The 12337-nt window shown below is 63.1% G+C and carries 15 protein-coding genes; 1 reads left to right on the top strand and 14 read right to left on the bottom strand.

Annotation, left to right across the window (positions count from 1 at the left end; genetic code table 11):
• Positions 1-1042 precede the first annotated feature (1042 nt).
• The 6 genes from OW521_RS01040 to OW521_RS01015 all read right to left on the bottom strand — a co-directional run bounded on the left by OW521_RS01040 (position 1043) and on the right by OW521_RS01015 (position 5103).
• Positions 1043-2455, bottom strand: coding sequence for an MBL fold metallo-hydrolase (locus OW521_RS01040; RefSeq protein ID WP_268022174.1), 1413 nt, complete (start codon positions 2453-2455; stop codon positions 1043-1045).
• Between the two features lie 116 nt (positions 2456-2571).
• Positions 2572-2931 (bottom strand): thioredoxin, encoded by a 360-nt coding sequence (trxA, locus tag OW521_RS01035; RefSeq protein ID WP_268022172.1) that lies wholly within the window; start codon positions 2929-2931, stop codon positions 2572-2574.
• Between the two features lie 73 nt (positions 2932-3004).
• Positions 3005-3292, bottom strand: a complete 288-nt coding sequence (locus tag OW521_RS01030) for a rhodanese-like domain-containing protein (RefSeq protein ID WP_268026096.1) — start codon at positions 3290-3292, stop codon at positions 3005-3007.
• 52 nt (positions 3293-3344) lie between these two features.
• Positions 3345-3689 carry a rhodanese-like domain-containing protein gene (locus OW521_RS01025; protein WP_268022170.1) on the bottom strand — a complete coding sequence of 115 codons (345 nt, stop codon included), beginning with the start codon at positions 3687-3689 and terminating at the stop codon, positions 3345-3347.
• Between the two features lie 32 nt (positions 3690-3721).
• Entirely contained in the window at positions 3722-4480 is a 759-nt protein-coding gene (locus OW521_RS01020) for a sulfite exporter TauE/SafE family protein (protein WP_268022168.1), read from the bottom strand.
• A complete protein-coding gene (locus OW521_RS01015; protein ID WP_268022166.1) occupies positions 4477-5103 on the bottom strand; it encodes a rhodanese-like domain-containing protein in 627 nt (208 codons plus the stop codon). Before OW521_RS01015 ends, OW521_RS01020 begins: the two co-directional genes overlap by 4 nt.
• A 119-nt stretch (positions 5104-5222) precedes the next feature.
• Between OW521_RS01015 and OW521_RS01010 the strand changes: the two genes are divergently transcribed.
• On the top strand, positions 5223-5480 hold the full coding sequence (locus OW521_RS01010; RefSeq protein WP_268022164.1) for a metal-sensitive transcriptional regulator: 258 nt from the start codon (positions 5223-5225) through the stop codon (positions 5478-5480).
• Between the two features lie 528 nt (positions 5481-6008).
• Here OW521_RS01010 and OW521_RS01005 read toward each other — a convergent pair.
• The 8 genes from OW521_RS01005 to OW521_RS00970 form a co-directional block, all read right to left on the bottom strand.
• Positions 6009-6434, bottom strand: a complete 426-nt coding sequence (locus tag OW521_RS01005) for an RbsD/FucU domain-containing protein (RefSeq protein WP_268022162.1) — start codon at positions 6432-6434, stop codon at positions 6009-6011.
• On the bottom strand, positions 6431-7063 hold the full coding sequence (locus tag OW521_RS01000; RefSeq protein WP_268022160.1) for an SDR family oxidoreductase: 633 nt from the start codon (positions 7061-7063) through the stop codon (positions 6431-6433). Before OW521_RS01000 ends, OW521_RS01005 begins: the two co-directional genes overlap by 4 nt.
• Positions 7064-7541: 478 nt before the next feature.
• Positions 7542-7856 (bottom strand): NIPSNAP family protein, encoded by a 315-nt coding sequence (locus OW521_RS00995; protein ID WP_268022158.1) that lies wholly within the window; start codon positions 7854-7856, stop codon positions 7542-7544.
• 90 nt (positions 7857-7946) lie between these two features.
• Positions 7947-8693, bottom strand: coding sequence for an SDR family NAD(P)-dependent oxidoreductase (locus tag OW521_RS00990; protein ID WP_268022156.1), 747 nt, complete (start codon positions 8691-8693; stop codon positions 7947-7949).
• A gap of 18 nt (positions 8694-8711) precedes the next feature.
• A complete protein-coding gene (locus tag OW521_RS00985) occupies positions 8712-9557 on the bottom strand; it encodes a fumarylacetoacetate hydrolase family protein (protein ID WP_268022154.1) in 846 nt (281 codons plus the stop codon).
• Positions 9554-10456, bottom strand: a complete 903-nt coding sequence (locus tag OW521_RS00980; protein ID WP_268022152.1) for an NAD-dependent epimerase/dehydratase family protein — start codon at positions 10454-10456, stop codon at positions 9554-9556. Before OW521_RS00980 ends, OW521_RS00985 begins: the two co-directional genes overlap by 4 nt.
• Before the next feature lie 37 nt (positions 10457-10493).
• A complete protein-coding gene (locus tag OW521_RS00975; RefSeq protein WP_268022150.1) occupies positions 10494-11459 on the bottom strand; it encodes an aldo/keto reductase in 966 nt (321 codons plus the stop codon).
• Between the two features lie 14 nt (positions 11460-11473).
• Positions 11474-12337 carry an amidohydrolase family protein gene (locus tag OW521_RS00970; protein ID WP_268022148.1) on the bottom strand — a complete coding sequence of 288 codons (864 nt, stop codon included), beginning with the start codon at positions 12335-12337 and terminating at the stop codon, positions 11474-11476.

Genomic DNA, 12337 nt, shown 5'->3' with positions numbered 1-12337 from the left:
CCTCACCATACCAAGAGGCGGCCTTGTTATTCGCGACGTTGGCGGGAGCCAGAGGGAGCAGGTAGGGGGTGTTGACAATACTGTCACACTTTTGGCTTCGGACTGGGCCTTACCGGTGCCGGACTGGCTCGGATTCGGTATATTTTCTGGACTTCCCACTGTTTGCAAGGCCTGGAATGCGGTTCGAGTCCCACCTCGGGCACAATGTTGTCGCAGGTCAGGGGGCCTTTGGCCCTCTGACTGTGCACAAATCAGCTTTTTTGTAGGCCCCTTCGGGGGCATTTCTGTTGGTCTTCAGCCTCGCTTCTTGGTTGGGGAGTGGTTTGCGGTCTTGCTTCTTCATGGTGGCGTGGGGGGCCGTTCTACATGACTCCCTGCTGAATTGGTGGCATTGGGTTGGTTGGGGCTTTGGCGGCCGCGCCGGGTCCCGGCGTGTCGGTATGTTTCGGCGTCGTTCTGTTAGCGGAGCCTTCGCTGGGTTGAGGGGCCGGAGTGCAACTTGGGGTACCGGGAACAATCCAAAAGTTCGCGGGGAGGCAGGCGACGGAGGAGCGCCGGGCGAACTTTTGGATTGCGAGCGGAGCGCAGCGCCCTGGTTGCGCGGAGGGCCCGCCCAGCGACAATGAAGCATCAGGACAACCCGAAGCCTGTATCGGTCAGGGTACGACACAGCTGTACACCGTCCCGTTTGAACCGGAGGAGTCCTCGTGTGCGATGGCGCCCGGTGAAACACGTCCGGCAACGTGCAGGCGCGCGTCGCTCGGTCAGGCCACGAAGCGCACCGCCTCCGTCACCTCTTCGGCACGCAATTCATGAACCGTGGCCTGCCAGTAGGACGTCCGGGGTAGTTGCTTGGGTCAGGGATCGTTTCCCAGCTCGCTTCAATCTGGTGCCGAAGGTCCCGCGGCCAGGTGCTGACCGGATCGTGCTCGACGCCGGCGGCGGATACGCGGTCAAAGAAGTCATCCAGGACGGTGTTGAGCCGCTTGCGCCCGGGCTGGGTGCCCGGGCGGGAGGGGGGACCTGCCCGGACGGTTTATGGCTACAGTGCTGCGGTGGAGTTCTGCCGTGTCTGTTGCCGCATCGTCCAGGCTGCGTAGCTGCCGTCGAGTTCGACGATGTCGTACCCGGCGCGGCGCAGGGCGCTGGCGGCCACGGAGTTCCGGACACCGGACTGGCAGTAGCTCACGATGGCGCCTTGGGTGGGTAGTTCGTCAAGGTGCCACATGACGCGCCCGGCGCTGAGCTGGTGGGAGCCGGGGACATGGCCGGCGGTGTGCTCGGTCTTGTTGCGGACATCCAGCACCATGGCGGCGTCGAAGCCGTCGAGTTCCTCGGGCTGGATCAGCTTCGGAGTGCTCGTGGGCAGCCCGTCAATGCTGGTGAGGTAGCCGGCGACGTTGTCGATGCCGACACGTACCAGGTGGTCCCACATGTCCTGGGCCTGCTCCTGGTCCGGCGCCAGCAGCACCAGCGGGTTCTTATCCGTCTCAGGGTTCACCACCCAGGCCCCGTAGCTGGCAACTGACTTGCCCGCGGGGACGTTCAGGGAACGGGCTACCGTTCCCTGATGGACTTCGTTGTTGGGGCGGGTGTCGATGAACGTGACCTTCTCCGCCGCCAGGTCCTTGGCGACGTCGGCGGTGTCCAGCTCAGTGAGGGGCGTACGCTGACCCATGACGGCAGGACCATCGCGGTTTTCGCGCTTCATCCGCCCGAAGTAGGCGTGCGCGTCGGGCTGGCCGTCGAGGAGTTCGTCGATGAAGCCCTGCTCGTCATTCGCGGCCAGGTACGGGCCCCACCAGGCGTAGAGCCGCTCGTACCCGACCGTGGAGGAGGGAATGGCGCCCAGGGCCTTGCCGCAGGCGCTGCCGGCGCCATGGGCCGGGTGGACCTGGACGTAGTCCGGCAGGGTCAGGAACTTGTCGCGCAGGCTGGCGAAGAGCTGCTTGGCCCCGGCGAAGCGGGTGTCGATGCCGCCGGCCGCCTCGTCCAGCAGGTCCGGGCGGCCCAGGTCGCCGGAGAAGACGAAGTCACCCGAGAGCAGGTAGCCGGGCTGGTCGCTGAAGGCGCCGTCCGTGACCAGGAAGGACAGGTGCTCGGGGGTGTGGCCCGGGGTGTGCACGGCCTGGATGCTGATATTGCCCAGGGCGATCGTGTCGCCGTCGTACAGGCGTTCGCCGTCGAATTCGTACTGCCAGTCCGGGCCGCCCTCACCGGAGACGTAGATGGTGGCGCCGGTGGCGGCGGCAAGTTCACGGGTGCCGGAAAGGTAGTCGGCGTGGATGTGGGTTTCGGTGACGGCCACGATCTTCATGCCGTTCTTTGCGGCGAGATCCTGGTACACCGCGATGTCGCGGCGGCCGTCGACAACGATGGCTTCGCCCTTGGCCTGGCAGCCGATCAGGTAGCTGGCCTGGGCGAGGTCTTCGTCGTAAATGCGCTCGATAAGCATCTGGTGCTCTCCTTGGGGTAGGGGGAGGGGAATTCTTCGGCGTGCCATGTCATCAGGCGTAATACCCTTGGGGGTATTAGCGCAAAGGGGTATGCGCCTGGCAATCCGCGCATGCATTAGGCCGGCTGGGCTTCATCAGCCCGGAGTTTGTTCATGTCCAGGTTCTTTACGGCCTGGATGACCTCTTCCAGACCGGTGGCGTTGAGGGCTCCGGGCTGGGAGAAGACCAGCGTCTTGTCCTTGAAGGCCATCAGGGTCGGGATCGCGGTGATCCCGGCCGCCGCGGCCAGGCCTTGTTCGGCCTCGGTGTCGACCTTGGCGAAGGTGATTTCAGGGTGCCGTTCGGAGGCAGCGCCGTAGATGGGGGCGAACATGCGGCACGGGCCGCACCATGCTGCCCAGAAGTCAACGAAAACGATGCTGTTGCTCTCCAGGGTCTCGGTGAAGCTCTGTTCGGTGATTTCGATGGTTGCCATAACCAGGTTCGAGTCCTTCCAAAGGTGAAATGCGGTTGAACGATCCATGGCCTCGGGCATGAGGGCAGGAGGGTCAGGTGGTGGGGAGGCCGGCCCGGGTCCAGGCGGTCATGCCCCCGGTCATGGTGTCGGCGCTGAAGCCTGCGCCGTTGAGGGCGTCGGCGACGCGGGCGGAACGGTTGCCGCTGCGGCAGACCGCAATGACAGGGACGGCAGGGTCCAGTTCGGAGAGTCGTCCCTGCAGCTGGTCCATGGGGATGTGCAGGGCGCCGGGGATGATGCCTTCGGAGACTTCGAAGTCCTCGCGGACATCCAGGATCCGGGCGGTGTCCCGGCGCTGCTCGGTTTCGGTGACGCTGATTTCAGCCGTGGGGTTCTCCTTCTAAGTTTCGGCCGGTTGCAAGGTTCGGCTGTTATTGGCGGATGGGTTCGCCGGCGTGGCGCCAGGCTGCCATGCCGCCGCGGAGGGAGTAGGCCTCGTAGCCTTGCCCGGTGAGGAGCCGGGCTGCGGACCCGGAGCGGACACCGGAGTGGCATATGGCGATCACGGGCCTGGTTTTCTGGATCCCCGCCGTGCTGGACTGCAGTCGGTCCAGGGGAACGTGTTTGGCTTGGGGTGCGCGGCCGGTGCGCCATTCCTGGGTGGAGCGGACATCGATCAGGGTGGCGCCGGATGCCATGAGTTCCTTGGCTTCGGCCACGGTGATTGTTTTGTAGGGCTTGTTGAAGACTTTTTTCAGGGAATTGATCAGGCCCATGCGTGTTCTCCTTGCTGGGTGTGGATGGTGTGTCAGGCCGTGACGGTGCTGGCCGTGACCCAGGCCGCGACGGCGAAGATCAGCACCGCGAACGAGACGCGGACATGGTTCTCCTTGAGCCGGCGGGCGAGCCGGGCGGCAACGAGTGAGCCGAGGATCGCCGGGATGCCGAAGGCCAGGACGGTCGGCCACTCGATGGTGAATCCGGCCGCGTGGGCGCTGAAGCCTGCCACGGAGTTGATCACGATGATGGCCAGGGATGATCCGACGGCCTGTTTCATGCGCAGTCCGAGGAACAGCGTGAGGGCTGGCGTGATGAGGAATCCGCCGCCCACGCCTAGGAGTCCGGTCAGGAACCCCACCAGGAGTCCCACGCCGACGGCTTTGGGGGCGCAGGTGCGGAAGGCCCGGTTGGGCCCGGTGCTGCAGGAACCGTCGGTTTCGCGGGTGCGGGTCAGCATGCGGATCCCGGCTATCACCATCAGGGCTGCGAACGCGAGCATCAGGATGTTCGGATCCAGCAGCCTTCCTATGGCCGTGCCGCCCCAGGCTGCCGGGATGCCGGCGGCGCCGACCATCAGGACCACGGGCCAGTTAATGCCCTCGCGGAACCGCGGGATCAAGGCTGCCAGCGATGAGACGCCTACCACCAGCAGGGACGTGGGAATGGCCTGCGCAGGGCTCAGACCCACGCCATAGACCAAGGCGGGGACGGCAATGATCGACCCGCCGCCGCCCACGACGCCGAGCACGACGCCGACCAACAATCCGAGCGCCAGCGCGGCGATCATGCCGCCGGGCTTTGCCGGGCCGAAGCCCGTGGCAGTCGCAGGATCGCCGTTTCGCGGGTGGGCTCTATGGCGGCGGCCTTGTTCCACGGCATGGCCGACAGGGCCCGGCCCATGGCGCAGGTGTTGGTCGCGGCCGAGAAGGTCAGGCCCGCACCGATCGCGCCGGCAAGCATCCGGATCCTGGGGGAGACGAACCTGCCGCCGGCCAGGCCCAGCACCACGAGGGAGCCCGCGGCGAGGCGGACCTGGCGTTCCAGGTCCCAGCGGTCCTTGCCGCGGAGCACGTCGCCGCCTGCCGCGGCGAACCCGGGAACCCCTCCGGTGAGGACATAGGGGGTGCCGAGGCCGGCCCCATCCAGGCGCTGCCGGGCCTGTTCGGCCCGTGCCCCGGACTGGCAGACAAGCACAACGCGGCTGCCCAGCCGGGCGGCGAGTTCCTCGGTGTGTTCGGACAGCAGCGGCAGGGGGACGTTGTAGGAGCCGCGGATGTGCATCGATTCGAACTCGGCCGCGGACCGTACATCGAGCACCACGAGGTCCTGGTGTTCACGGAACCAGATTTCGAGGGTTTCCGGGGCCAGTGCGGTGAAGGTGGGGCTGGCTGAAGGGGAGGGGGAAGTCACGGATGTCCTTTCAAGACACAGGCTGGATACCCCACCGAGTATTACAGATACCCCTCCGGGTATGCAAGACACCCCTGGGGGTATATGATGGAGGTCATGACCTCGATAGGAGATGCCCGATGCAGCTTGATGCAACAGAACTGACCCCGGTGATCAACCGGCTCAAACGCGCGCAGGGCCAACTGGCCGCTGTCACACGGATGATCGAGGAGGGCCGGGACTGCAAGGACATCGTCACCCAGCTCGCCGCCGTCTCCAAGGCCCTGGACCGGGCAGGCTTCGCCATCATCGCCAGCGGCCTGGAGCAATGCATCTCCCGCGAGGACACCAGCCTGGACCGGAAAGAGCTGGAAAAGCTCTTTCTATCCCTCGCGTAACCGAGTCGGCCCTGGCCGCACCTGAGCACAACGGGCCCGTATGAGTTATTTGCATGCGCACGCCGCACCCCGTGGCATGGGACGACACAGTTCGACGAAGCTGCGAGGCCCTCGCCGAGCAATTTTGCGCCTGACCAACCACGGCACGGCCCACTTGGAAGAATGCGGCCGGGCAGCCCCTAGGAGCGGCCCCATCCTCCAGAATGGGTGCCCGTTCCCAGGGACGGCGTAGAGACAGAGCCTGGTAGAAGCTGCGGGACTACGGGTTAGCACCCTTCTTAGCGGCGTTCCGGCGAATCAGTCGGGCGAAATGCTCCTGCGTCACTTTGAATCTCGCGACCTAAACCAGCGATGAGACAGAGGTCAAGGTCGGGAACCGAAAGGTATAGCTCGGGTGCTCGACTGCGACGGGCTCGCAGGGGAGACCCAAGCCGCTCAGCCAACCGGGCGGAGCGGCTTGGGTGTGTTTCCTCAGGCACTTGTTGAGCCTGTCGTCGGGTTTGGAGCCGGGCTTCCGGCTCCTGGGTGTTAGCTCGTCTGGAGGACGCCCACAGTCAGTAGAGCGTTCGCGAACCGCCGTGAATCGCCCGTCACAATGCACAGGGCAAGATTCTCGGACCTGGCCAGGGCATAAAATCCGAATCGGTCGACGAATTCCGTCTCGATGCCTTCGGGCATTAGCTCATCGATTTCTGAATGAACAGGACACGGAGTTGCATCGGCGGAGGGAGTGATCCGAGTGAGTTTCTCGATGGGCACTGAGCCCAGAACGACGGCCAGGACCTGTGGCACGGTTGGAAAGTCGGCCTGCAGGTTCAGGTGTGCGGTCTCTGCGTTTGGGCCAACGGCGGTGGCTGCTGAATAATGCCCATCTGTGATGAGGACGGTGGCGCCGTGGCCGGCTGCGGCCAGCGCGGAGATGATGCGCGGATGCGTCAGTTGTCCGGTGATCATGCGAAGTACTGTCCTCCGTTGATGTCAACAACTGTGCCCGTGACGAAGTGCGCGTGCTCCGAAGCGAGCCACAACGCCGCACCGGCTACGTCTTCAGGAACTCCGGCCCTTCCGAGCGGGATCGTCTCGACCGTGGCGGACTTGGATTCCGCGGTCGTGAAGGTGTCGTGGAAGGGTGTCGCTTCAATGAAGCCCGGGGCCAGGGCATTGACGGTGATTCCGGATGCAGCCAGTTCCTTTGACAGCCCGCGAGTAAAGCCAAAGATGGCAGCCTTGGATGTTGCGTACGCTGTTGCCCCGGCGTGTCCGCCGTTACGCCCTGCCAGAGAGGCGATGTTGATGATGCGGCCGCCTCTATTGATTAGCGGAAGGGCAAAGTGAGTCATCAGGAATGTGCTGTCCAAGTTGACGGCCAGAACCTGCCTCCAGAGTCTGAAGTCCATGTCGCCAATGGCGGAACGTTGGATGAGGCCGCCGACGTTGTTTACAAGAATGTCCAGCCGTCCGAAGTCGCGGCCTAGGACCTCGACTGTCCTCCGCGGCCGGACCTGGTTGATTTCGGGCTTGGGATCGGCGGCGACCTGATGTGGGTCTCGTCGATTGAGGTGGTCCCGGAATTCCGCGGCCACAAGCTAGGGCACGAAATACTACGTGCAGCACTCCGGACCATCGGGAGGGCCGCCACCCTTGTCGTCCTCCGCGCAGCACCGCTTCCTACCAATGATGGCGCCAAGGAAAGCACTCGGGAGAACGACGTAGCCAAGGTGTCTCTGGCCAAATACTGGAAAGACTTTGAGTTCATCCCCGCGGATGGTGACTACATGGTCTACGGCGACGACCTCGACGAGTTAGTGGGATCCAACCGACAGTATTGGACAGTTCCCCTAGCCCCATCTAGATCCTAGATGAGATGGCTTCATTGATTTCTCCGGGCCTGATTTGCCTGGTGTCAAGCGGCACCTGCATGCATGGGGCATCCGGAGCTCTGACTGTTCGAAGACCGCAGCGGCGGCCGTCCAAGCCGGACGGCCGCCGTCGCGCTTAGAAACCAGCGGGAGCCGCTCGCCCTTGAGCCCACACGCGGTTGGAACCTTCACGCCGCACTGTTCAGCTCAGGGGGGAGAAATCTGTCGACTTCAGGTAAACGGATTCAACGCCTGCGACGATCTCACCGTTTTCCGTGGAGGCAGCACGGGCCTTTAGCCAACGGGGATCTGTTCTGAAGGCTTCCCAATTGGCCTCGGGGTCGCCCTCGTGCTGCACAAGGTAGACCAGAACGTCGTCCTGATCCACAGGATGCCAGTAGCCAAGGCTCTGAATCCCGTGGTCGGTGAAGAGCTGGAGGGTGTGATCCCGGAAGCGGGTCAGCAGGTCCTCCATCCGACCCTCGGTAGATGTGTAGGTACGCATTTCAAAGGTCACGAAGGATCTTCCTCTCGATGGTCGGTGGAAAGCTGGGAAACGCCCCTGCGGAAACGGCGTCCCTGAAAGAAATAATCATGCGAGCTCGGATTACTTTGAACGCAGCCGCAGGCCGCCCATGCCGCCGTCGACAGCAAGCGAGACGCCGACGGCGGAGCCGTTGAGCGGGCTTGCCAGGTATCCGATTGCTGCGGCTACTTCCTTTGCCGCGACCAGCCGTCCGTGAGGCTGACGGGCATTCAGCGCGGCGCGCTCCGCTTGCGCGTCAGGCGCGGAGTCAAGCAGCCGGCCGACCCACGGGGTGTCGGCAGTGCCGGGACTGACACAGTTCACCCTGATACCTTCCCCGACGTGGTCGGCCGCCATCGCCAAGGTGAGTGAGTGCACGGCACCCTTGCATGCGGAGTACAACGCCCGCTGTTGCAACCCTGCCGTGGCAGCGATGGAAGACGTGTTGACGATCGCGGCATTCCGGGACTCCCGCAGGTGCGGCAAGGCAGCTCGCGTCACGCGCGCGATTCCAACAACGTTGGTGTTCAGTACCCGCGCCCATTCTGTGTCGTCGTTGGCTGTGATATCGCCCTGAGCCCCGATTCCGGCGTTGTTAATCACGATGTCGATACCGCCCAGGTGCTGTGCCGCCTGGTCCACGGCGGCATTGACTGACTCAGTGTTCGATATGTCGCAGTGAATCCCCAAAGATCCTCCGGGGGCACTTTCGGGGTTCAGGTCCAGAACTGCGACTTTACACGCACGGTCCTGCAGGTATTCCACCGTTGCGGCGCCGATACCAGACGCCCCGCCGGTAACTATTGCCTTAAGTCCTTCAAATTCCATTTGCTGCTCCTTCATTGGCTAAGCTTCTGTGAATTCCTGGCGCTGGCGCCCCAGACCGGCCACCTCGATTTCAACGACATCGCCGGCTTTCAGGTAAGGAAAACGCCCCGACAGCGCGACGCCTTCCGGCGTGCCGGTGCAAATCAGGTCTCCAGGCTCGAGAACCAAGTACTGGCTGAGCTGGTAAATGATTGTGTTGACGTCAAATATCAGATCGGATGTGGATGAGTCCTGGCGGGGCTCGCCATTCACCCAGCTGCGCAGCCGCAGATTGCCGTGGTCAAGCTCGCCGGGGGTGACCAGCAACGGCCCGGTGGGGCAGAAACCCGCGCAACTCTTACCCTTCGACCATTGACCGCCCGAAATTTCGAGCTGGAATTCACGCTCGGAAAGGTCATTGACGTTGACGAAACCCGCAATGTATTCATCGGCTTCGGCCGGCGAACCAAGGTACGAGGCACGCTTGCCGATCACGACGCCGAGTTCGACTTCCCAGTCCGTCTTGGACGAGCCGCGTGGGATGGCGACGTCGTCGTAAGGCCCGACCACAGTATTCGGTGCCTTGTGGAAAATGATCGGAACCGCCGGCGGTTCGGACCCGGACTCAGCGGCATGCGCGGCGTAGTTCATTCCAACGCAGATCACTGAGGAAGGCCGCGTGATCGGAGCACCGAGACGAGTGTCATCCGCACTCAACTCAGGCAGCGACCCCGAGGCCAAGGCCGCGGCTGACTCGGCCGGACCTCCCGACTCCCAGAACTCGGCATCGATATCGGTGGTAACGCCTGCCAGAGAGTAGTACTTGCCTTCGTGAAAGAGGGCAGGCACTTCGGCGCCGGGCAGACCAATACGGGCGAACTTCATCGGCTTGTGCTCCTTGCTGGGGGAAGATATGGATACTGGTCGTCGGTAAAGTTACGCATTGTCCGCACGTTGACCTGTGGGCGGAAACCATAAACGTGGTATAGCCGGTCGACGGCGTACAACGGGCCATCGGAGTTGCCGGGGCTTTCATAGAACGAAAGGTCCAAGGCATCGGCTTTGGCACCGAGCACAGCGCGCAGGGCTTCGGCTGTTGGGATGGGGGCTCCGGCCAACGGTGCGACGAGGTTCATTTGCCGCACTCCGGGGCCGATGGGGTGCGTGGCTGCCAGGGCAATGGCGTCGACAACATCGGATGCGGCGATGGTCCCCATCTGGCAAAACGGCCGGTTCATTGTCTGCAGAGCCTCCGGTTTTGCAGGTTCCGCCTCCTCCGGCAGTACGACGCCGATGCGGAAAACCGTGAACTCGAGGCCGGGGTCAGTTCGTCCGAAATACCTGATGGTGGACTCCATCAGGGACTTCGAGAGACCATACGCATCGAAGGCACGGCCAGGATGGTCATCCGGGATGGGCAGGTCCGAGGGAAGGAATTCATCCGAGAGACAACCAGCGGCGGCGATCGAACTTGCCACCACGAAGTGATTTATCCCGTGGTCGATCGCGTACCGGAAAAACCGGCGGGACCCGGCCACATTGACACGGAAGGCGTCTTCCTCTGAGCTGCCCCCGGTAACGCCCGCCAGATGCACAACGGCGTCGATGTCGTATCCATCGAGCTGGGCGAGATCCTCGGCAGCGGAGAAGTCGCCGCGAAGGCTCACCGAAGCTTCTGTGACTTCCCCCCTGGCAAAGGCGATAACGTCATGATTTTCACGCAGCTGACGGACGAGCCTGGATCCGATAAACCCTGTCGCCCCGGTGACAAGCACTGTGCTCACGAAATATCCTCCTTTTGAAACAAGTCGAGACCACGAATCAGAGGATGAGGCCGCGATGGCGCAGTTCGTCCCAGAGGGCGTCCGGTACCGGTACCTCCGTGAGGTCCAGGTTCCGTTTCACCTGTTCGGGGGTGCGCATGCCCAAGACAACACTGGTGACCGCTGGATTCTGGAACGAGAAGGCGATGGCGGCGGCGGGCAGCGTTGTGCCGTGGGCCTCACAGATTTCGGCCAGTTCGCTCGCCCGGCGAACGAGATCCTTCGGTGCCCGCTCATAGTTGAAGGTGGCATCGGGTGAGACTCTGTTCTTGGAGAGCAATCCCGAGTTGAAGACGCCGACGTTGACGATACTTACGTGTCGTTCGATACAGGCTGGGATAAGCTCAGCGGCGGCGCCTTGCTCCAGCAGGGTGTATCGTCCGGCGAGCATGATGACATTGATGTCGCTTTCGGTAACGAACCGGTGCAGCATTTCGACCTGGTTCATACCAACGCCGTACGCGCCGATTACGCCCTGGTCCCGGAGCGAGGCCAGTGCCGGAACGGCACCGTTCAGGGCTTCAGCCCAGTAGTCGTCGGGGTCATGGATGTAGACGATATCGATCCGATCGGTATCCAGACGGTCGAGGCTTTCTTCAATGGAGCGCATCACGCCGTCGCGGGAGTAGTCCCGAACCCGGGTCAAATCATCGGGCACGTCGAAGCCCTCGGTGTCACGCCCTGTCGGTGCCGGGTTCGAGCGCAGTAATCGGCCCACTTTGGTTGAAAGGATGTATTCGTTCCGGGGACGCCCTCCCAGCGCTTCGCCGACTCGGCGTTCGGAAAGTCCGAGCCCATAGTGAGGCGCCGTGTCAAAGTAGCGGATGTCTCGGTCCCACGCAGCGACTACCGCATCGACCGCCTCCCGATGGGAGACCTCCCGGTAAAGGTTTCCAATGGGGGCTGCGCCGAAGCCCAGAGTCGGTATCTCAACGCTCGTTCCCGGAATGGTACGCGTATTCACTTCGCCGCTCTCTTTCACTGATCGAGTTGGTAAAACCTTGTGGCCGTGTCGTGTGCGATGGCGGCCAGTTCTGCCTCGGTGGCGCCTTCGAGAGCCTGATGCAGGACGATGTCGGCCCATTCGCCGTAGCTGTCATAGCCGTTATCCGAGGACCGCGCGGCGCGGGAGACGGGCCAATCGCTGCCGAACATGCATCTCTCTGCCCCGAAGGTCTCCAGCGCCGTCATTAGGAACGGCATGACCTGACTGCGGAGGTCCCTGTCCGGATCGGCTTCCGGGGCGGCGCCTGAGAGCTTAAGGAAGACATTGGGTAGTGCGCCCAGCCGCTTGAGATTGGCACGCCAGGGCGAAAGTTCGCCGGAAGAAATGGGCGGTTTACCCATGTGATCGAGAACGATCGGCAACTCCGGAAGAACTCGAGCGAAGGCTGCCAAAGCCGGCAGCTGATCGTGCCGAACACAGGCGTCAAAGGTCAGCCCTGATTCGGCCACCACCCGTCCACCTGCGACCGTAGCCTGATCGGTGATGAACGAGGGCGATTCTTGTTGAAAGAGCCTGCGCACACCCTTCACAAGTGGCCGTTGCCGCAGCGACCCGAGGTGCGTGGCGAGCCTGAGGCCGGATTCGATGGGCGCAAAAGCAACGATGCCGCCGACCCGGCGTACGACGTCGGCCATTCCGCTGACCCAGTCAACTTCCGCGATGCTCTGCTGGGGTGAGCAGTCGCCTTCTACAAAAACAATCCGGCCGACACCCACGCTCCCGGTGTCCAGGTCGGTAGGCACGTACGCCCTATTAAGTCGTGGCGCGCCCTCCAACCAGGGGTAGTTCAGTACCGATGGATCCCAAAAGTGCAGATGGGAATCAACAATGTTCAT

Source organism: Arthrobacter sp. MMS18-M83 (assembly GCF_026683955.1).
Taxonomy (GTDB): domain Bacteria; phylum Actinomycetota; class Actinomycetes; order Actinomycetales; family Micrococcaceae; genus Arthrobacter.
This window is presented reverse-complemented; position numbering and strand designations above follow the sequence as displayed.

Bases quoted from the DNA above. Each gene is read 5' to 3' on its own strand.
- OW521_RS01040 (WP_268022174.1), bottom strand. From the start codon at position 2,455: ATGCTTATCGAGCGCATTTACGACGAAGACCTCGCCCAGGCCAGCTAC.
- trxA (WP_268022172.1), bottom strand. From the start codon at position 2,931: ATGGCAACCATCGAAATCACCGAACAGAGCTTCACCGAGACCCTGGAG.
- OW521_RS01025 (WP_268022170.1), bottom strand. From the start codon at position 3,689: ATGGGCCTGATCAATTCCCTGAAAAAAGTCTTCAACAAGCCCTACAAA.
- OW521_RS01020 (WP_268022168.1), bottom strand. From the start codon at position 4,480: ATGATCGCCGCGCTGGCGCTCGGATTGTTGGTCGGCGTCGTGCTCGGC.
- OW521_RS01010 (WP_268022164.1), top strand. From the start codon at position 5,223: ATGCAGCTTGATGCAACAGAACTGACCCCGGTGATCAACCGGCTCAAA.
- OW521_RS01005 (WP_268022162.1), bottom strand. From the start codon at position 6,434: ATGATCACCGGACAACTGACGCATCCGCGCATCATCTCCGCGCTGGCC.
- OW521_RS00990 (WP_268022156.1), bottom strand. From the start codon at position 8,693: ATGGAATTTGAAGGACTTAAGGCAATAGTTACCGGCGGGGCGTCTGGT.
- OW521_RS00985 (WP_268022154.1), bottom strand. From the start codon at position 9,557: ATGAAGTTCGCCCGTATTGGTCTGCCCGGCGCCGAAGTGCCTGCCCTC.
- OW521_RS00970 (WP_268022148.1), bottom strand. From the start codon at position 12,337: ATGAACATTGTTGATTCCCATCTGCACTTTTGGGATCCATCGGTACTG.